The sequence below is a fragment of the Variovorax sp. S12S4 genome, from assembly GCF_023195515.1.
Classification (GTDB): domain Bacteria; phylum Pseudomonadota; class Gammaproteobacteria; order Burkholderiales; family Burkholderiaceae_C; genus Variovorax.
Genome location: NZ_JALPKR020000002.1, coordinates 279,787 through 298,699 on the forward strand (window position 1 = coordinate 279,787; position 18,913 = coordinate 298,699).

Annotated in this window: 18 protein-coding genes and 3 tRNA genes; 5 read left to right on the forward strand and 16 right to left on the reverse strand. The window is 66.4% G+C overall.

Going from position 1 to position 18,913, the window contains the following annotated elements; translation table 11 throughout:
* The first annotated feature begins 195 nt into the window (after positions 1-195).
* The 4 genes from M0765_RS01625 to M0765_RS01640 all read left to right on the forward strand — a co-directional run bounded on the left by M0765_RS01625 (position 196) and on the right by M0765_RS01640 (position 5,556).
* Complete coding sequence (locus M0765_RS01625) at positions 196-1,035, forward strand: response regulator transcription factor (RefSeq protein ID WP_258501625.1); 840 nt, start codon at positions 196-198, stop codon at positions 1,033-1,035.
* Positions 1,036-1,099: 64 nt separating this feature from the next.
* Entirely contained in the window at positions 1,100-3,370 is a 2,271-nt protein-coding gene (locus M0765_RS01630; protein WP_258501626.1) for a sensor histidine kinase, read from the forward strand.
* A 99-nt stretch (positions 3,371-3,469) separates the two neighbouring features.
* A complete protein-coding gene (locus M0765_RS01635) occupies positions 3,470-4,666 on the forward strand; it encodes a phosphatase PAP2 family protein (protein WP_258501628.1) in 1,197 nt (398 codons plus the stop codon).
* 8 nt (positions 4,667-4,674) lie between these two features.
* A complete protein-coding gene (locus M0765_RS01640) occupies positions 4,675-5,556 on the forward strand; it encodes a LysR family transcriptional regulator (RefSeq protein WP_258501629.1) in 882 nt (293 codons plus the stop codon).
* Here the strand turns inward: M0765_RS01640 and M0765_RS01645 are convergent.
* From M0765_RS01645 to M0765_RS01680, 8 genes are all read right to left on the reverse strand, one after another.
* On the reverse strand, positions 5,553-6,539 hold the full coding sequence (locus M0765_RS01645; RefSeq protein WP_258501630.1) for a tripartite tricarboxylate transporter substrate binding protein: 987 nt from the start codon (positions 6,537-6,539) through the stop codon (positions 5,553-5,555). The two genes, M0765_RS01640 and M0765_RS01645, sit on opposite strands and share 4 nt — an antisense overlap.
* Entirely contained in the window at positions 6,536-7,378 is an 843-nt protein-coding gene (locus M0765_RS01650) for an amidohydrolase family protein (RefSeq protein WP_258501631.1), read from the reverse strand. The genes M0765_RS01645 and M0765_RS01650 overlap by 4 nt, the downstream gene beginning before the upstream one ends.
* 160 nt (positions 7,379-7,538) lie before the next feature.
* Positions 7,539-7,739: a hypothetical protein gene (locus M0765_RS01655; RefSeq protein ID WP_157614971.1), complete on the reverse strand. Its 201-nt coding sequence runs from the start codon at positions 7,737-7,739 to the stop codon at positions 7,539-7,541.
* A 20-nt stretch (positions 7,740-7,759) separates the two neighbouring features.
* Positions 7,760-8,317 carry a type 1 glutamine amidotransferase domain-containing protein gene (locus M0765_RS01660; RefSeq protein ID WP_258501632.1) on the reverse strand — a complete coding sequence of 186 codons (558 nt, stop codon included), beginning with the start codon at positions 8,315-8,317 and terminating at the stop codon, positions 7,760-7,762.
* A 96-nt stretch (positions 8,318-8,413) separates the two neighbouring features.
* A complete protein-coding gene (locus M0765_RS01665) occupies positions 8,414-9,718 on the reverse strand; it encodes an NAD(P)/FAD-dependent oxidoreductase (protein ID WP_258501634.1) in 1,305 nt (434 codons plus the stop codon).
* Positions 9,715-10,470, reverse strand: a complete 756-nt coding sequence (locus M0765_RS01670) for an amino acid ABC transporter ATP-binding protein (RefSeq protein WP_258501635.1) — start codon at positions 10,468-10,470, stop codon at positions 9,715-9,717. Before M0765_RS01670 ends, M0765_RS01665 begins: the two co-directional genes overlap by 4 nt.
* A complete protein-coding gene (gene ehuD, locus M0765_RS01675; RefSeq protein ID WP_258501636.1) occupies positions 10,467-11,135 on the reverse strand; it encodes an ectoine/hydroxyectoine ABC transporter permease subunit EhuD in 669 nt (222 codons plus the stop codon). Before ehuD ends, M0765_RS01670 begins: the two co-directional genes overlap by 4 nt.
* Positions 11,136-11,147: 12 nt before the next feature.
* Positions 11,148-11,918, reverse strand: a complete 771-nt coding sequence (locus tag M0765_RS01680; protein WP_258501637.1) for an ABC transporter substrate-binding protein — start codon at positions 11,916-11,918, stop codon at positions 11,148-11,150.
* Positions 11,919-12,099: 181 nt separating this feature from the next.
* Here M0765_RS01680 and M0765_RS01685 point away from each other — a divergent pair, with 181 nt between their 5' ends.
* Positions 12,100-12,903, forward strand: coding sequence for an IclR family transcriptional regulator (locus M0765_RS01685; protein WP_258501638.1), 804 nt, complete (start codon positions 12,100-12,102; stop codon positions 12,901-12,903).
* A 52-nt stretch (positions 12,904-12,955) separates the two neighbouring features.
* Here the strand turns inward: M0765_RS01685 and M0765_RS01690 are convergent.
* From M0765_RS01690 to M0765_RS01725, 8 genes are all read right to left on the reverse strand, one after another.
* Positions 12,956-13,032, reverse strand: a tRNA-Asp gene (locus M0765_RS01690).
* 69 nt (positions 13,033-13,101) lie between these two features.
* Positions 13,102-13,177: transfer RNA gene (locus M0765_RS01695), tRNA-Glu, on the reverse strand.
* A 51-nt stretch (positions 13,178-13,228) separates the two neighbouring features.
* Positions 13,229-13,304 (reverse strand) — tRNA-Ala (locus tag M0765_RS01700).
* A gap of 36 nt (positions 13,305-13,340) precedes the next feature.
* Positions 13,341-14,729, reverse strand: a complete 1,389-nt coding sequence (gltX, locus tag M0765_RS01705; protein ID WP_258501640.1) for a glutamate--tRNA ligase — start codon at positions 14,727-14,729, stop codon at positions 13,341-13,343.
* A gap of 8 nt (positions 14,730-14,737) precedes the next feature.
* Positions 14,738-15,958 (reverse strand): O-succinylhomoserine sulfhydrylase, encoded by a 1,221-nt coding sequence (locus M0765_RS01710; protein ID WP_258501642.1) that lies wholly within the window; start codon positions 15,956-15,958, stop codon positions 14,738-14,740.
* 8 nt (positions 15,959-15,966) lie between these two features.
* Entirely contained in the window at positions 15,967-17,469 is a 1,503-nt protein-coding gene (purF, locus tag M0765_RS01715; RefSeq protein WP_258501643.1) for an amidophosphoribosyltransferase, read from the reverse strand.
* Positions 17,470-17,481: 12 nt separating this feature from the next.
* Entirely contained in the window at positions 17,482-17,967 is a 486-nt protein-coding gene (locus M0765_RS01720) for a CvpA family protein (RefSeq protein ID WP_258501644.1), read from the reverse strand.
* A gap of 18 nt (positions 17,968-17,985) precedes the next feature.
* On the reverse strand, positions 17,986-18,873 hold the full coding sequence (locus M0765_RS01725; RefSeq protein WP_258501645.1) for an SPOR domain-containing protein: 888 nt from the start codon (positions 18,871-18,873) through the stop codon (positions 17,986-17,988).
* Positions 18,874-18,913 lie beyond the last annotated feature (40 nt).

The following is an 18,913-nucleotide window of genomic DNA, read 5'->3' on the forward strand; positions in this document are numbered from 1 at the left end:
CTGGCACCGTGCGTTCTGGCGCCGCGGAATGCGGCGCAGGTGTCCAGGAAAGAGCGCGATTCTTCGAGGGAGGGCCCTAGCAGGCTTTTGCCGCTCCGGACGAAATGTTTCCCCGAACTGACATTTGTTTACGATTGCAAAGGAACGTGAATTCCGTCACACGCGTTTTCCCGGAGGTCGCCCTACGCTAGACGAATGTCTTACTGGTCCTCCATTCCACCGCGGCGTGCGCACATCCTGCTGGTGGACGACAACATCGACGAGCTGCAGCTTCTGCTGGCTGCCTTGCGGGGTGAGGGGCATCGCATCAGCATGGCTTTCGACGCCATGCAGGGCTACAGGCGGGCAACGGCCCTGCAGCCCGACCTGATCCTGCTGGACGTGCGCATGGGCGGCGCTGACGGCTTTGCCGCGTGCCGGCTGCTGAAGGCCGACCACGCCACGGCGCACATCCCGGTGATCTTCGTGACGTCCTGCTGCTCGGTTTCGGAAAGACTGACGGGCCTGCACGAAGGCGCGGTCGACTACATCCTCAAGCCCTACGAGCCCGCCGAAGTGCTGGCGCGCGTTTCGGTGCACCTGGTGCTGGCCAGCAGCAAGCACGCGCACGCGGCCGCCTCAGGCGAAGAAACATCGCCCGATGCGCCAAGGGAAGCCGGTCCCGACCGGGTCATCGCATTGGCGGCCCAACGCATCGTGACGTCGGACCTGGCGAACGTGCCCCCGCTGCCGGAACTGGCCGCACGCGTGGGCACGCATGAAAAGCGCCTCTCGCGCGTGTTTCGCGAACTGACCGGCCGCACGGTGTTCGAGTTCGTGCGCGAGGCCCGGCTCTCCGAGGCGCGCCGGCTGCTCGCGGAATCGGCGCTGAGCGTCGAGGAAGTGGGCCTTGCGGTCGGGTTCTCGAGCGCCGCCAATTTTTCGACTGCGTTCCGCGAGCGTTTCCAGACGACGCCGAGCGGCTTTCGCAGCACGCTTGGAGCCAAGGCGGCGCCGTCGCCCCTGCCGCTGCCCCTGCCTGTCTCCGAGGCCTGAGGCGGCCGTGACTGCGGTGCGCAACGTTCTGCTGTTGTGCGCGGCTTTTTTCATCTGCTTGTGGATGCACCCTGCGCAGGCCGCCACGCTGCATCTGCGCGATGCTGCGCAACCGCCCATTGCGCTGGACGACAAGGTCGAGATCCTCGAAGACCGTAAGGCGGAACTCTCGCTCGAAGCCGTGGAGGCCATGCAGGCGCAAAGCGGCAACTCGACGAGCGGCTTCGTGCCGGGCACCAAGGCGCGCATGCGCCCGGGCTTTTCGAATTCCGTGTTCTGGCTGCAGCTTTCGATTGCGAACGACAGCAACGCGGTGCGCCCGCTGCGCCTGGTGCTGAACACCACGTGGCTCCAGTACGTCGACTTTCATGTGCAGCAAGGACAGCTCGGCAAGGCACCCCCGAGAGCATGGCTGCATGAGGCGGCCGGCGTCTCCATGCCCGATAACCGTCGTCGCAAGGCCGACCGTGTGCCCACGCTCGCCTTGAAATTGCAGCCGGGCGAATACGCGAACGTGCTGGTGCGCGTGCAAAGCCACAGCAGCGTCAAGCTGGCGCCCGTGCTGCACAGCCCCGACACCTGGCGCGAGTACGAGAGCAGCCACGCATTGATCGATGGCCTGCTGATCGGCGGCCTGCTGGTGCTTGCGGTGTATTCGCTGGCGGTGTGGGGCATCTCGCGCAAAGGGGCGATGGCCTCGCAAAGCCTCGGGTTCGCCTTGGTCGCGCTCTACGAAGCCACTTACCGCGGCTATGCGCGGCTGCTTCTCTGGCCCGACGGCACCGAATGGAGCTACCGCGCAGCGGGCTTCATTGCCGGATGCTGCGTGCTGAACATGGTGCTGTACCTGCATACGCTCTCGCGCGGCGGCCCGGTGCGCCGACCTGGCCTGTACATGCTGGTCGGGCTCACGGCGGCGCAGGCGCTGGTGACGCTCGGAACCCTGCTGGGCAGCTATCCGCTTTTCGCGCAGGCCGGCATCGTGAGCGCATTGGCCCTGGTGCTGGCCCTCACGATCAGCAGCTTCGTCTACATGCGCCGCGCCGGGCCAGGCGGGCGGCTGGCTTTTCCGGTGATGGTGGTCGTCACCATGGGCGTGTGCCTGCGGCTGGCCGAACTCTCCATGCCGGAGCACACGATTCCGGGCTTCGACGCCTATGCGCTGGGCTTTCCCGGCTTGCTGGTCGGGCTGGTGGTGCTGGCGGCATGGACGCACCACCTCTCGCACCAGCAGCACGCCGCACAGCGCAAGCTGGTTCAGTGGCAGGCGCACGAGCAACAGCGGCTGCACAACGAAGTGGCCCGCAAGACGCGCGCGCTCAATGCCGCGCTGGAGCAAGCCGAACAGCGCGCGCGCGAGCAGACGCGGCTCATGGCCTACATCAGCCATGACCTGCGCGCACCGCTGGCCACCATCGTGGGCCATGCGCGCATGCTGCAGGGCGAACTTGCGGCGTCGCCGCCGCAGCTGCAGGCCATCGAACGCAGCGCCAACTACCAGCTTGCGCTGGTCGACGACCTGCTCGAATACGCCAAGGGCGAGTTGCTGCCGCTGGCGCTCGACCCGAAACCGATCCGGCTGCCCGCGCTGATCGAAGACATCGCGCAGTACGCATCGGCACTGGCGCAGCGCCGGAACAACCGCTTCATGCTCGAAGTGCGGGGCACGCTCCCGCCGGCCGTGCGCCTGGACAGCAAGCGCTTTCAGCAGTTGCTGCTGAACCTGCTTTCCAACGCCGCCAAGTTCACGCACAACGGGCAGATGGGCCTGCGGGTGCAGGCACATCCCGCCGAGCAGCAATGGCGGTTGAGCCTGGAGGTGTGGGACAGCGGCATCGGCATCGACAGCAAGGACCAGCGGCGCGTGTTTCGCGCGTTCACGCAGGCGGACCCCGCCGCGGCCGGAAGCGGCCTCGGGCTGGCGATTGCGCGGCGCATCGTTCAGCGCATGGGCGGCGAGCTGCAACTCGACAGCCGCCGCCACCTGGGCACGCGGCTGCGTTTTTCAGTCGTGGTCGATGCCGCCTCGGAGGACGAGGCCCCTCTTCCCAACGCCGGCGAAATGCCGGCCGAGCCGCGCCCGCAGGCCGAAGCACCGCGGCGGCAGGTGCGGCCGGTGCCCGAGATCGCACCACTCCCCATGGACGCGCGAAAGGAGCTTGAAGCCCTGGCCCGCGACGGCCGTTGGACCGACCTGCACGAATGGGCCGACCGGCTTGCGGCGGACCCGCGCCACCACGCGCTGGTGAAGGCGGTGCGCCAGGCACTGGAAAGCCTCGACTTCGACCACATCAGCCACCTTGCGCGGGCAACGCCTTGCGCAGCGCCGGACTGACTCAAGCGCCAAGGCGAATGTCGGTCCGCTGTGAGCGGGCATTCGTCGCGGCAAGGCCGCGGATGCTAAATTGGACGGCCAGGATTGTGAAAACGCTGGATGAATTCACTCAACCTCGCGCTCTTCGACACACTCGCCGCCGGCTTCTCTCCCTCCCCCACGTTGCTGTGGTTCGCATCGGCGATTGCGCGGGGCTCGTCGTGGGTATGCGCGGCCATTCTTGCCTGGGTGGCATGGCGCCGCCCCGCGCAGTGCATCTGCGTGCTGGCGGTACTGGCCGCCGGCGGCGCGGCTTCGCTGATCTCGCACGAGATCGCGGCGTCCATCGGTATGCCGCGCCCCTTCATGGTGGGACTGAGCCCCGCCCATGTGCCGCACGGCGCGCGGGCGGGCCTGCCCAGCACTCACGCGTCGGTGATGTTCACCATGGCTTTCATGCTGCTGCTGCAGCGCGGGCTGCGTGACGTGGGGCTGCTCGTTCTTGCCGTGGCCTCGGTCACGGCTTGGTCGCGCATTTATGCGGGCATCCATTTTCCGTTCGACATTGCGGCAGGTGCGCTGCTGGGCGCGTGCATCGCCGGTGCGCTGGTTGCACTTCATGCCGTGGGGCGCAAGTTTGCCCGCACACCCACTGCCGCGCTCGCGTGGCCGCTGCGCGCATTGGCAGCCGGCACCGCGGGGCCTTCGCTGGTGCTGGTGTTCGGCTTTGCCGCGGCATGGATCGGGTTGAACACGCCCGGGTCGATCGGGCCGGCGGTCCTGGAGGAAAGCGGACCGGTCGAGAAGAGCACGGTTCTGCTGTACCTTGCCGCGGCGGCATGCCTGGCGGCGGTGCGGGTGGCGTCGCTGTCGCGGCTGGACAAGACGGCCCTCTGCATCGTGCTTGTTGCCTTCGCCGCGCGCGAAGCGGATGGGCACCTGGGGCACCACGGCAGCCTGGTCTTCGCGCCCATTGCCGTCGCCGGCGCATGGCTTGCAAGGCGCGCCTGGTCTGCGCGCGACGCGTTGCGCGCATGGTGGCAATGGCGGCCGGAAGCCACCACCCTGCTGACCTTTGCCGCAGTGATCGGAACCGCGATCGTTCTCGACCAGTTACCCGCGGTGCTTGCGGACCAGGACGCGTTGAGCGGCAGGTCCACGGGCCTGTACCGCTACCTGGTGCTCAGCTTCGAGGAGGTTCTGGAACTGGCGCTGCCGGTTCTCGCGCTGCTGGGCATCGTGCAGGCAAGGTGGGGCGGGAACCGGGGCGCCGGGCGTTCGGCACGCGCGGCGCTGTCCACGTCGGCCGGTTCATAGAATGCCGCATGGAAACCCGGCAGATGCGTTGTATCGTGGCGATCGCGGAGGCCGGCAGCCTTACCCGCGCCGCCGAAAATCTCGGCCTTGCGCAACCCGCGTTGACGCAGATGCTGAACCGGCTCGAAAGCGAAGTCGGCACCAAACTCTTCACGCGCACACGCCGCGGCGCCGCCCTCACCGAGGCAGGGCTGGCCATCGTCGACGACCTGCGGGCTAGCCTTGCCTACGGTGATGCGGCGGCCGAACGCGTTCGCGCCATGGGCGCCGGACGCGCGGGCCGGCTGACCATCGGCTTTGTGACCCACGCGGTGTATGAAGTGCTGCCCCGCGCGCTGCGGCGGCTGCGCGAGGCCTATCCGCAGCTCGACATTTCTCTGCGCGAGATGAGCAACGCCGAGCAGGTCGAGGCGCTCGAGGGCGGCCGCATCGACATCGCGCTGCTGCATCCGCCCGTGGCCGTGAATGCGCGCGTACACGAGAAGCGGCTCGGCGAAGAACTGCTGGTGGCGGCCGTGCCCGCCTCGCATCGGATCGGGGCCGACGGCTGCGTTTCTCTGGCGGACATCGCCGCGCACGGGCTGGTGTGGTTTCCAAGCCTGCAGATGTCGGCATTGCGCACCCAGGTGCTGGCGGCTTTTCGCGCGGCCGGGCACGAGGTGCGCATCGTGCAGGACGCCAACCGCACGCTGACCGTGCTGTCTTGCGTGGCGGCGGGGCTGGGCTGGTCGCTGCTGCCGAGTTCGGTTCGCGCGCTCCGGCATGAAGGCGTGCGCTATGCCGAAGTGCGCGACGGTGCGGGGCTGCCGCCTTTCGAGCTTGCCGCGATGTGGCTCGCGCGGTCGCGCCCGGCTTTTGCGGACGCCTTCGCCGAGATGCTTGCCGCCTAGTCCAGTTCGATCTTGTTGGTCTTGGCGACCTGGGTCCACTTGGCGATTTCGGCGCGCCGGAACGCATCGAGCTCGGCCGGATTGGAACCGATCACTTCGGCCCCCATGCCTTCAAGGCGGGCGCGGACTTCAGGGTCGCGCACCACGGCGGCCAGTTCCTTCGACAGCCTGTCGACCACGGCCGCGGGCGTTCCGGCCGGAACGAACACGCCGTTCCACTCATAAACCTCGTAGCCCGCAAGCCCCGCTTCGGCCACTGTCGGAATTTGCGGCATGACCGGCGAGCGCGCCTTGCCCGTGACCGCCAGCGCGCGCAGCTTGCCGCCCTGGATGTACTGCAGGCTCGACGCGAGGCTTGCGAAGAACACCGGCACTTGGCCCGCCATGACATCGGTGAGCGCGGGGCCGCCGCCCTTGTAGGCGACGTGCGTCATGCGCACGCCGGCCATGGCGCTGAAAAGCTCTGCCGAGAGGTGCTGCGCCGAGCCATTGCCGGAAGACGCGTAGTTGATGTGCTCGGGCTTGGCCTTTGCCTGTGCGATGAGATCCTTCACGCCCGTGATCGTCGCGGAGGGGTTGACCACGAGCACGTTGGGCACGCGGACCAGCAGCGAGACCGGCGCCAGGTCGCGCAGCGTGTCGAACGGCATCTTGCTGCGCAACGCGGGGTTCTGCGAATGGTTGGACGCGTCGAGCATGATCGTGTAGCCGTCGGCCGGGCTCTTGGCCACAAGGTCGCCGCCAATGGCGCCGCCCGCGCCGGCGCGGTTGTCGATCACCACCGGCTGCCCGAGCCGGGCCGAGAGCTTGGGCGCGATGACGCGCGCCACCACGTCGACCGTGCCGCCCGGCGGGTAGGTCACGATCATCTTCACCGGCTTTGCCGGCCACGCCTGCGCCGCGGCGCTCATCGCAGTGGCGAGAAGTGCCGTGCCGACGCAGGCAGCCGGAATCCAGGCGCGCAATGCGCTGTGTGCTTTCATGATGTCTCCTTGGAAAAACGGAACAGCGCCGCCGGGGTCTCGGCCAGGATGCAGCGCCGCGCTTCGGGGTCGGGAATCCACTCGTCCAGCACCGCCAGCGTGTGCGGGTAGCTCGTGTGTTCCCGGTGTTCGGTATGGGGCCAATCGCTGCCCCACAGCAGGCGCTGCGGACCCGCGGCTTCGAGCAGCGAGCGCGCGGCCCGTCGGGCATCGGCGCCGGCAGGGTCGGGCCAGTTGCGGTAGGCGGCCGACAGCTTCACCCAGGTGCGGCCTTTTGCCGCCGCGCGCAGGAGCCAGTCGAAACCGGCATCCGCAGCCGTGCTGCCACTGGGCCGCCCAAAATGATCGACGACGAGCCTGCAGCCGGCATCGAGCACCGGCTGGCCTGCCGCCGCCAGGTCGTGCGAGGGCCGATGCACCTCGACATGCCAGTCGAGGCTTCGCACATGCTGCAGCAGGGCTTGCCACAGGGGCTGCGAGAAATCGGGCAAGGGCAGGCCCATGAGGTTGAGGCGGATGCCGCAGATGCCTGCGTCCGCAAGTGCGCGCAGTTCGGCAAGGGGCGTTTCGGGTGCGACCACGGCAACGCCGCGCAAGCGATCCGGGCAGGCGCGCAATGCGACAAGCATGAAGCTGTTGTCGGTGCCCAGGAAGCTCGGCTGGACCAGCAGCGCATGCGAGATGCCGTGGGCATCCAGCAGGCCCAGGTATTCAGCGGGCGTGGCGTCGTAGTCCGGCGCGTGCCGGCGCTGCGGGGCGAGCGGCAGGCTGCTCAGGAAGACATGCGCATGGCTGTCGACGGCACGCACGCCGCCGCCCGCTGCGGTGCGGCGTTGCAATGCTTCTTGCGGATACTTTGGCGTGAACAGGTGCGTCTCCTGAGGGGAGACGGAAGTATCGGCATGCAAGCGCGGGCACGGAATGCCTGCGCCTGTTGTTTAGTGATAACGGCAGCTTATGGAAACGCCCTCGCGCATCCATGCGTCGAGCGCGATGCGTTCAGGGCTTCGGGTGTACGAACGGCCGAGCCTTCTGCAGGAAGACCTTGTGCAGCGCATCGAGTTCTTCCAGGTCGCGCTGCAGCGCCGACTTGTCATACGGCTTGCCGGCGGCGATGTCGGTCATCCACCGGTCGTATTTGTCTCGCTGGCTGCGCCACTCTTCGTACGCAACGCGCAGCTCGTCCCATTGAACAGTCATGGCGGCAAGAGCAAGCCCGGTCAGGCGTGCGCGTGGGCGTCGGCAAAGAGCCGGACCATTTCGCGGTCGAACGCCGGCAGGTCCTTCGGGCCGCGGCTGGTCACCAAGTTGCCGTCGACCACTACGTCGTTGTCCACCCACTTGGCGCCGGCGTTCTTCAGGTCGGTGCGCAGCGACGGCCACGAAGTCATGGTGCGGGCCTCGACCCCCTTGGCCTCGATGAGCGTCCACGGGCCGTGGCAGATGGCGGCAATCGGCTTGTGGGCCTTGACGAAGTCCTGCACGAAAACCACGGCCTGCTCATTGATGCGCAGCGCGTCGGGGCTCATCACGCCGCCGGGCAGCAGCAGCGCGTCGAACTCGTGCGCGGCCGCCTGCGCAAGCGGGATGTCGACGGTGAAGGTATCGGCCGGGTCGCCGTGCCTGGAGCCGCGCACGCGGTCATTCTTGGGCGACACGATCTTCGTTTCCGCGCCCGCGGCTTCGAGGGCCTTGCGGGGGTCGGTCATTTCGGACTGTTCGAAGCCGTCCGTCACGAGAATGGCGACCTTCATACCTTCGAGTTGGTGCTTGTTCATGTGAATTCCTTTCGTCGGTGAGCAAACGCCCAAGCTACAGGTGCGCGCGCACCGGCCGGTCGGCACGCGTCGGCTCCCCGTGTCGGACAATTCGCGCTATGAGGCCAACCGGTCGAGAAGGCTGTACCAGGCCACCCCTCCCGCCACATAGAACCGCTGCAGGCCATGCAGCGGTATTGGCTGTATCGCAGTCACCGGGTACGGAAACTCCGCCTTCGCATCCACTAGCCGAGACGCCAGGTGCTTTCCCATGCTCGTCGCCAGCGCGATGCCTCGCCCGTTGTAGCCCAGCGCAATGGTCAGGCCCGGCGCGGGCGTGTGCACATGCGGCATGAAGTCGCGCGTGACGGCGATGCGGCCGGCCCAGCGGTACTCGTAGCGCAGCGGGCCCAGCGTGGGGAACAGCAGCGCGAGCGAGCGTTCGAGGTGCGAGAAGTCCGAGGGACCGGAAGGATCGGCGAAGTGGCCGCGTCCGCCCATCAGCAAGCGGCCTTGCGCATCCTTGCGGAAATAGAGCAGCAAGCGCTGCGAGGTCGAGGCCGTTTCGCCGCGCGGCAAGATCGCATCGGCGGCGGCGCCCTCGAGCGGCGTCGTGGCAACGATGAAGCTGTTGGCCGCCAGCACGGTGCGCGACAGCCCCGGCCACAGCGGCCCTGTGTAGCCGTTGGTAGCGAGCACCACTTGATCGGCGGTGACCGTCGCACCGGTGGACGTGGTCGCATGCCAGTGCGCACCGCGGCGCTCAAGTGCCGTGACCTTCGTGCCGCCGTGCACCGCTGCGCCCGCGCCTTGTGCGGCCCGCACCAGGCCGCGCGTATAGGCCAGCGGCTGAATGCCGCCTGCGCGCGGGTCGAGCCAGCCGCCCGCGAAGGCTTCGGTGCCCAGGCGCGCGCTCACCGCTGCGCGGTTCAGTACTTCCGTCTTCACGCCGCGCCTGGCCCACTGCTCCGCACGCGCTTGCAGGCCCGCCACCTGCCGGGGCGAGTAGGCCACCTGTAGCCAGCCGTTGCGTACTGGCTGGCAGTCGATGCCGTGGCGCGCGATCAGGTCGAACACCACGTCGGCCGAACGGGAAACGGCATCGATCAACGACTCAGCACGCTCGGGGCCGTAGAGCCGGACCAGGTCTTCGGGGTCATGCTTCAGGGTGGGATTGACCTGCCCTCCGTTGCGCCCCGAGGCGCCCCAGCCGGGTTCATGCGCTTCGAGGAGGCAAACCTGCACGCCTGCCTCGGCCAGGTGCAGCGCGGTCGACAGGCCGGTGAACCCGCCGCCGACGATCAGTACATCGGCCCTGCGCGATTCGGAAAGCGGCGGCGTCGGAGGCGCGGGCGGCGCAGTGGCCGCCCACAGCGAGGGCGGTAACGGCAAAGGCTGCAGCGAGGGCTGCGGTGAGCTCATGAACGCACCTCGGCAGGCACGGCCGACGGATGCAGCACCCGGCGCAGAAAGTCTTGCGTGCGCGGCTGCCTCGGCGCGCCCAGCACTTGCGCCGCCGGGCCTTCCTCCACGATGCTGCCGCTGTGCAGGAAGCAGACGCGGTCGGCCACCTCGCGCGCAAAACCCATCTCGTGCGTGACCACGATCATGGTCATGCCTTCGTCGGCCAGGGCCCGCATCACGCCGAGCACGTCGCCGACCAGTTCGGGGTCGAGCGCCGACGTGGGCTCGTCGAACAGCATGGCTTCGGGCTTCATCGCGAGCGCGCGGGCAATGGCCACGCGCTGCTGCTGGCCGCCCGAGAGCTGGGCCGGATAGGCCTGCGCCTTCTCGGCAAGCCCGACCTTGGCCAGCAGCGCGAGCGCTTCCTCGCGCGCCTTCGCGGGCTTGTGGCCCAGCACGTAGACCGGGCCCTCCATCACGTTCTCCAGCACGGTGCGGTGCGGAAACAGGTTGAAGCGCTGGAACACCATGCCCATGCGACTGCGCAGCCGGTGGATGCTCTTGCCGTTGCGGTCGACGCGTTCGTCGAATGCGCGCACCTCTCCGCCTTCATACGATTCGAGCCCGTTGATGCAGCGAAGCACCGTGGACTTACCGGAGCCCGAGGGCCCGATCAGGCACACCACCTCGCCGGCATCGACATGCAGGCTCACGCCCTGCAGCACGCGGTGCGCGCCGAAGCACTTCTCCAGTCCGTCGACGCGGATCATGGGTGCTTCCTTCCAGCGCCGAAGCGCTTTTCGAGCCGCCGCAGCCCGTAGACCAGCGGCAGGCTCATCAACAGATACAGCAGCGCGACCAGCGTGTAGACGGTCATGTTCTGGAACGTCGACGAAGCAATGAGCTGGCCGGCGCGCGTCATCTCGGCCACGGTGATGGTCGAGACCAGCGAGGAGTCTTTCAGCATCATCACGAGCGTATTGCCGTAGGGCGGCAGAGCGATGCGAAAGGCCTGCGGCAGGATCACGCGCCGCATGATCAGCGCCGAGCGCATGCCCATGGCCTGGGCCGCCTCGCGCTGGCCCGCATCCACGGCTTCGATACCGCCGCGAAAGTTCTCGGCCTGGTAGGCCGAGTAGGCAATGCCAAGGCCGATGACGCCGGCCTGGAAGGCCGTGAGCTGCACCCCGAACTCCGGCAGCACGAAGTAGATGTAGAAGAGCTGCACGATGATGGGCAAGCCCCGGATCACGTTGACGATGACCGTGCCCGCCCACGAGAGTGCACGTATGGGCGAGAGCTTCATCAGCGCGAGCCCGAGGCCGAGCACGCTGCTGAGCAGGAAAGAGAGCACGGTGACCTGCACGGTGACGACGGCACCCTGCAGCAGGATCGGCAGGAAGTCCTGCGCGTTCTGGAGGAAAGAAGCAGCCATGGGTGCAATGCGTCAGATGCCCCATTTCTGGACGATCTTGGCGAGCGTCCCGTCGGCCTTGACCGCCGCAATGGCCTTGTTGAGGCGGGCCAGCGTCTCGGTATCGCCCTTGCGCACCACCAGGCACACGTCGCCGACGTTCACGGGCTTGTAGCTCTCGACCAGCTTCACGCCCGGAAAGTTGTTCTGCCGCAGCTGGTAGGCAATGATGGGTTGGTCGCCAAGGCCGGCCTTGATGCGGCCCAGCGAAAGGTCGCGGGTCATGTCGGCCACCGAGTCGTAGCTGCGCACCTCCTTGAAGATCCCCTTTTTGGTGAGCATGTCCAAGAACACGGTGCCGACCTGCGCGCCGACCACTTCGCCCTTGAGTTCGTCGAGCGATGCATAGGCGCGCGTGTCGTCGCTCTTGACGATCAGGCCCTCGCCGTAGGAATAGACCGGGTCGCTGAAGTCGACTACCTCCTGGCGCGCCACGGTCTTGAGCATGGCGGCCGAGACGATGTCGATCTTGCGGGCGGTGAGCGAAGGAATGAGGGCCGAGAACACCGTCTGCTGCACGTTCACGCCAAAACCGCCGGCCTTGCCGACGGCGGTGACCGTGTCGACCATCATTCCCTGGATGGTGTTGGTTTTCACGTCCAGGAAGGTGAACGGCACGCCGGTCGCCGTGGCGCCCACGTTGTAGGTAGCCGGCGCGGGCCCCTGCGCACCGGCCAGCGAGGCGGCGCCTGCGACACACAGGCCAAGGGCAAGGCGATGAAGGTGGCGAACGATGCGATTCATGGAAGCACTCCTCGAAGAAGAAGATGGAATGGGCAGAAAGGAATAAAGCCTCAGCGGGCAACGCAACATGCGTGCCAATAATCGATTCTTTTGAATCTCATATCAATCGATACAAACCACTATTCGCCTTTATAGTATCGATATACGATATTTTCAATCGAGATGGCTATACTCTGCATCCATGGACGCCACACCCGACATTGCCCGAGAAGAAAGCCCCAGCCTGCTGTTCAACCAGTCGCTGGAGAAGGGCTTGGCCGTGCTGCAGGCCTTCAGCGCCCGGCGCCGCACCATGACGTTGGCCGACGTGGCCGAAGCCACCGACATCACCAAGAGTTCGGCGCAGCGGATGATCTTCACGCTCGAGAAACTCGGCTACGTTCGCAAGCACCCGAGAACCCGGCGCTACCAGCTCACACCGCGCGTGATGGAGATCGGGTTCAACTACCTGGCAGCGAATCCGCTCATCGAGGTGGCGAATCCGTTTCTGTCCGAGCTGACCAAGGTCACTACGGAAACCTCTTGCCTGACCGAGCCCGACGGCGTCGACATGGTCTACGTCGCGCGCTTTGTCAGCGCGCAGTTCGTGCCGGTTCACATGCCGATCGGCAGCCGCATTCCGATGTACTGCACGGCTTCGGGGCGCGCCTACCTGAGCGCGCTGCCTGAAGACGAGGCGCGTGCGCTCATCGAAGCCTGCGACCGCGTGCCCCACACGGCGCACACGCGCACCGGTGTCGATGAAATCCTTGAAGAGTTGCGCCTGGCGAGGCTGCAGGGCTTTGCCACCAATGCCGAGGAGCTGTTTCTCGGCGACATGACCATTGCGGCGCCCGTGATGGGCAGCCAGGGCCGGCCGGTCGCATCGGTGCACCTGGTTGCGCCGACCAGCCGATGGACTCTGGAAGAGGCCGTGCGCAAGCTGGCACCAACGCTGCTTTTGTGCGCGCGCTCTCTCACCAATTCCACGCGCAGCATCGACTGAACCAAACAAACAAAAAGCCCCTGTAGCAAGAACTGCTACAGGGGCTTGTGTTTGGCGGAGTGGACGGGACTCGAACCCGCGACCCCCGGCGTGACAGGCCGGTATTCTAACCAACTGAACTACCACTCCTGGTAGACAACGTTCACTCCTTGCGGAGCCAAGTGCTGACGACTTGTGCCTGCTTCACTTGCATGAAACTGGCGACCCTACGGGGATTCGAACCCCGGTAGCCACCGTGAAAGGGTGGTGTCCTAGGCCTCTAGACGATAGGGTCAAAACCTTAGGAACCGTGCTGCGATCAGCACTTATCTTCTCGACACTTTGATGGTGGAGGTAAACGGGATCGAACCGATGACCTCTTGCATGCCATGCAAGCGCTCTCCCAGCTGAGCTATACCCCCGTGTGGGTGTCGAGCCTCGAATTATAGACCGAAAAATCAGGCCCTTTTCAGACGCTCCACAACTTTTTCACGGGAAAAAATTGCGAGCACCGAATCGAGGGATGGCGTCTGCGGTGTTCCCATCACGAGGACGCGAACCGGCATGGCCAACACAGGCATTTTCACAGAATGTGCGGCCAGAACTTCCTTGATGGCCGCGGCGATCGAAACTTTTTCCCACGGCACGCTCGCGAACTTCTCGGCGAGCGTGGCGATGACGGGCTTCACCGCATCGGTGACGTGCTGCGTGCGATCGGCTTCGCTTGGCGTCACGTCCGTGTAGAACGCGGCGGCCCAGTCGGCCAGTGCCACCGTGGTTTCGCAACGGTCCTTGAAGAGCGCGCAGATGGCGGCAAGGCGATCGTCGGCCTCGATACCGCGCTTCTTCAGCTGCGCAGCCACCAGCGGTGCGAGCTCCGCATCGGGCTTGGCCTTGATGTACTGCGCATTCACCCATGCGAGCTTCGCGGCGTCCCATTGCGCTGGGCTCTTGGAGAGGTGCGAACCGTCGAACCAGCTCACCATCTGCTCGCGCGTGAAGAGCTCGTCGTCGCCGTGGCTCCAGCCAAGGCGCGCCAGGTAGTTGAGCATGGCCTCTGGCAGGTAGCCGTTCTCTTCATACGCGGTAACGCTCACGGCACCGCGGCGCTTGGAGAGCTTTTGCCCGTCGTCGCCCAGGATGACCGGCACATGGCCGAACTGCGGCAGCGGTGCGCCCAGTGCGCGAAAGATGTTGATCTGCCAAGGCGTGTTGTTGATGTGCTCGTCGCCGCGGAACACGTGCGTGATGGCCATGTCCCAGTCGTCGACCACCACCGCAAAGTTGTAGGTAGGCACACCGTCGGGCCGCAAGATGATGAGGTCGTCGATCTCGCGATTGTTGATGGTGATCTCGCCCTTGACGAGGTCGTTCCAGGTCACGTCGCCTTCGGGCGGATTGCAAAAGCGCACCACCGGCGGCACACCTTCGGGCACGGGCGGCAGCACCTTGCCCGGCTCCGGACGCCAGCGGCGGTCGTACAGCGTCTTTTCGCCGCGCGCGCGTTGCGCTTCACGCATTTCATCGAGCTCGGCCGGCGTGCAGTAGCAGTGATAAGCCGTGCCGGCCGCAAGCATCTGCGCGATGACTTCGCGGTAGCGCTCCAGGCGCTGCATCTGGTAGATCGGGCCTTCGTCGTAGTCGAGGCCGAGCCAATGCATCGAAGCCAGGATCTGGTCGGTCGAATCCTGCGTGGAGCGGGCCACGTCGGTGTCTTCGATGCGCAGCACAAATTCGCCGCCGTGGTGGCGCGCGTAGGCCCACGAATAAAGCGCGGTGCGCGCGGTGCCCAGGTGAAGAAACCCGGTAGGAGACGGAGCGATGCGGGTGCGAACTTTGCCGGTCATGGGATCGATCAGGATTTCAGGGTGCCAAGGCCGCGAAGCAAGTCGGCCTTGATGTCGTCGATGTACTCGAGGCCCACCGCCACGCGAATGAGCCCCTGGCTGATGCCGGCGGCCTGGCGCTGCACTTCGGTCAGGCGCCCGTGCGACGTGGTGCCGGGATGCGTGATGATGGTCTTGGTGTCGCCCAGGTTGGTGGCAATGCTCACGACGCGCGTGCTGTTGATCACGTGGAAGGCATTGGCGCGCGCCGTTTCGGGGTCGTTGCCGACCACGTCGAACGACACCACCGCCCCGCCCTGCCCCGACTGCTGGCGCATGGCCAGTTCATGCTGGGGATGCGAGGCAAGGCCGGGGTAGTAGACGCGTGCAACGCCGGGCTGCGTTTCGAGCCACTGCGCCACGGCCAGCGCATTGGCGCACTGCGCCTGCATGCGAATGCCGAGCGTTTCCAGGCCCTTGAGCACCACCCACGCATTGAACGGCGACAGCGCCATGCCGGCGGTGCGCACTACGGGGCCGAACACGTCGACGATGAGCTTCGACGGACCGCAGATTGCGCCGGCCATCACGCGGCCCTGGCCGTCGAGGTACTTGGTGCCCGAATGAATGATGAGATCGGCGCCCAGTTCGGTCGGGCGCTGCAGCGCGGGCGTGCAAAAGCAGTTGTCGACCGCGAGCAGCGCGCCGGCGCCGTGCGCCAGGTCGGCCAGCGCACGGATGTCGCACACCTCGGTCAGCGGATTGGTCGGCGTTTCGGCGAACAGCAGCTTGGTGTTGGGCTTCAGGGCCGCGCGCCATTCGGCCACGTCGGTCTGCGAGACGAAGGTGGTCTCGACACCGAACTTGGCGAACTCCTTGCCGAACAGGTTGAGCGTGGAGCCGAACACCGAGCGCGAGCAGATCACATGATCGCCGGCCTTCAGCAGGCCCATGCACATCATGAGGATGGCGCCCATGCCGGTCGAAGCGCCGATGGCGGCTTCCGTGCCTTCCATGGCCGCAAGGCGCTGCTCGAAGCTGGTGACCGTCGGGTTGGAAGTGCGCGAGTAGGTAAAGCCCGCTTCGGTGCCGGCAAAGCGGCGCGCCGACGTTTCGGCGTCGGGCTGCACGAAGCCGCTGGTCAGGAACAGCGCTTCGGAGTGCTCGCCGTGCTGGCTGGGCGCCAGCCCGGTGCGCAGCGCGAGCGTGTCGCGGTGCAGTCCGGGCGGCAGGGTTCGTTCATCGGTCAATTCAGCTCTCACTCGCTGTGATTGGGAAGCGCAAGGCGCGACGAATCTTCTTCGGTCTCTTCGATGCGCGGACGGTTGCCGTTCATGCGCGAGATGGCTTCGGTGTCGATGTCGCCGGTCACGTACACGCCGTCGAAGCAGGAGGCGTCGAAGCCATTCAGCTTGGGGTTGAGCGAGCCGATGGCGCGCTTCATGGCGTCCACGTCCTGATAAATCAGCGCGTCGCAGCCGATCAGTTCGCGGATCTCCTCGACCGTGCGGTCGTGCGCCACCAGCTCGTCCTTGGTGGGCATGTCGATGCCGTAGACGTTGGGGTAACGCACCGGCGGTGCGGCGCTGGCGAGGTAGACCTTGCGTGCGCCGGCATCGCGGGCCATCTGCACGATTTCGCGGCTGGTGGTGCCGCGCACGATCGAGTCGTCGACCAGCAGCACGTTGCGGCCCTTGAACTCGCTGCCGATCACGTTGAGCTTCTGGCGCACCGACTTCTTGCGCACGCCCTGCCCCGGCATGATGAAGGTGCGGCCCACGTAGCGGTTCTTCACGAAGCCTTCGCGGTACGGCACGCCGAGCAGGTGCGCGAGTTGCGTGGCGCTCGGGCGGCTCGATTCGGGGATTGGAATGATCACGTCGATCTGGTTCGGCGGCACGGTCGACACCACGCGCTTGGCCAGCGTTTCGCCCAGGTTGAGCCGCGCCTGGTACACCGAGATGCCGTCGAGCACCGAGTCCGGACGCGCCAGGTACACGAATTCGAAGATGCAGGGGTTGAGCGTGGGCGCTTCAGCGCACTGCATCGAATGCACGTTGCCTTGCAGGTCGATGAACACGGCTTCGCCGGGCTCGATGTTGCGCTCGAACACATGGCCCGAGCCTTCGAGCGCCACGGATTCGCTAGCGACCATCACGGTGCCGTCGGCGCTGCGGCCCATGCAGAGCGGGCGAATGCCATAGGGGTCGCGGAAAGCGAGCAGCCCATGGCCGGCGATCAGCGACACCACGGCATACGAGCCGCGCAGCCGCTTGTGCATGTTCTTGACCGAGGCAAACACTTCGGCCGGATTCAGCGGCACGCCGCGCGATGCGCGCTCGAGCTCGTGCGCCAGCACGTTGAGCAGCACTTCAGAGTCGCTCTCGGTGTTGGTGTGACGGTGGTCGGTGGAGAACAGCTCTGCGCGCAGCGCATGCGCGTTGGTGAGGTTGCCGTTGTGCACCAGCACGATGCCGAAAGGCGCATTCACGTAGAAGGGCTGCGCCTCTTCCTCGCTGTAGGCGTTGCCGGCGGTCGGGTAGCGCACCTGGCCCAGGCCCACGCTGCCGGGCAGCGCGCGCATGTTGCGGGTGCGGAACACGTCGCGCACCATGCCCTTGGCCTTGTGCATGAAGAACTTGCGTTCGAGCAGGGTCACGATGCCGGCCGCATCCTGGCCGCGATGCTGCAGCAGCAGCAAGGCGTCATAGAGCAGCTGATTGACGGGTGCGTTGCTGACAACGCCGACGATTCCACACATGAACGATTCCTCTCAGGGCAGGTAGCTTGCCAACTTTTCAGGCAGCGCGGGTTTCAGGCCCTGCAATGCCGCATCGAGAACAATGGCGCTGTGCGATTCGTGCCACCAGGCACTGTCGCTCAACGCCAGCAAATGAACAATGACCGCCAGCACGAGCAGGGCAACCGCACCCCGCGCCGCTCCGAAGGCCCCACCCAAAATCCGGTCCACCGGCCGGAGGCCGACAGCCGCAATCAGCTTTCGCGTCAGCGCGGCCACCAGGCCCACGCCGAACGCCACCCCGACGAACACCAGCACAAAGGCCAGCGGATAACGCCAGGTGGCCTGCGGGTCGCCGAACGGCAGCCAGGCCGCCACATCCGACGCCAGCCATTGGGCGGCAATGAACGCAGCCACCCAACCCGCCAGCGAAATCACTTCGAACACCAGGCCCCGCCACAGGCCGAACAGCATCGACACCACGATGAGCGTGACGGCAATCCAGTCGAGCAAGGCCACGGCAGCGAGCGATGGCTATTACAACGTGAGGATGGCGGCCGACAAAGACAAGCCCTTGACCTTATCCGCGGCCTTGTCCGCCTCGGCGCGTGAGCTGAACGGGCCGACACGCACACGCGTGCGCTCGCCGTCGGCCGTCTTGGCCACGTGCACATAGGTCTTGAGGCCCGCCTTCTCGAGTTTCTGCCGCACCTCGCGTGCCTTGTCGGCATCTGCAAAGGCACCGACCTGCACCACGAAGCGGCCGCTGTCTTCGGACGCGGCGGGCTTGGTGCTGGTGTTGGAAGGCTTGCCTTCGAGCAAGGCGCGCGCGCGATTGCCGTCGTCGGCCGCAGCGGGCTTGGGCGCCGCGGGCTTGGGCTCGGGTTTGGCTTCCGGCTTGGCTTCGGGCTTTGGCTTCGGCTCGGGCTTGGGTTCCGGCTTGGGCTCGGGTTTAGCTTCAGGCTTTGGTTCGGGCTTGCGCTCCGGCTTGGGTTCGGCCGCGGGCTTGGCAGGGGCCGTGGCAGCTGGCGGCGTGCTTGGCGCCGGCTTGCTCGGGTCGATTTCGGTGCCGTCGGCGGTCTCGGTGATCATGCCGCCCGAAGACGATGGTGCGGCCGCAACGCGCGAACTGCCGTCGGCTGCGCCGGTGGGTGCGGCAGGCGCGGGCGTGGCGGGCACCGGCAGCGGCTTGACCTTGTTGCGGTCTGGAATCTCGATGGGAATGTCTACCGACACCGGCCGCGGCTGGGTGTCGAACAACAGCGGAAAGCCGATGACGCCAAGCAGCACCAGAACGGCCGCGCCCACCAGCCGGTGCCGCGCGCGGCGGCGCATGGTTTCGACACTTTCCGCGGGAACAGCGGCGGGTGCGCTGCGTCCTTCGTTGCCTTGCGGGCCGCGCGTGCGGAACTTGAAAAACGCCATGAAGTTCGATCCCTGGAGGAGTGCAGCGAGGTGGTGCCAG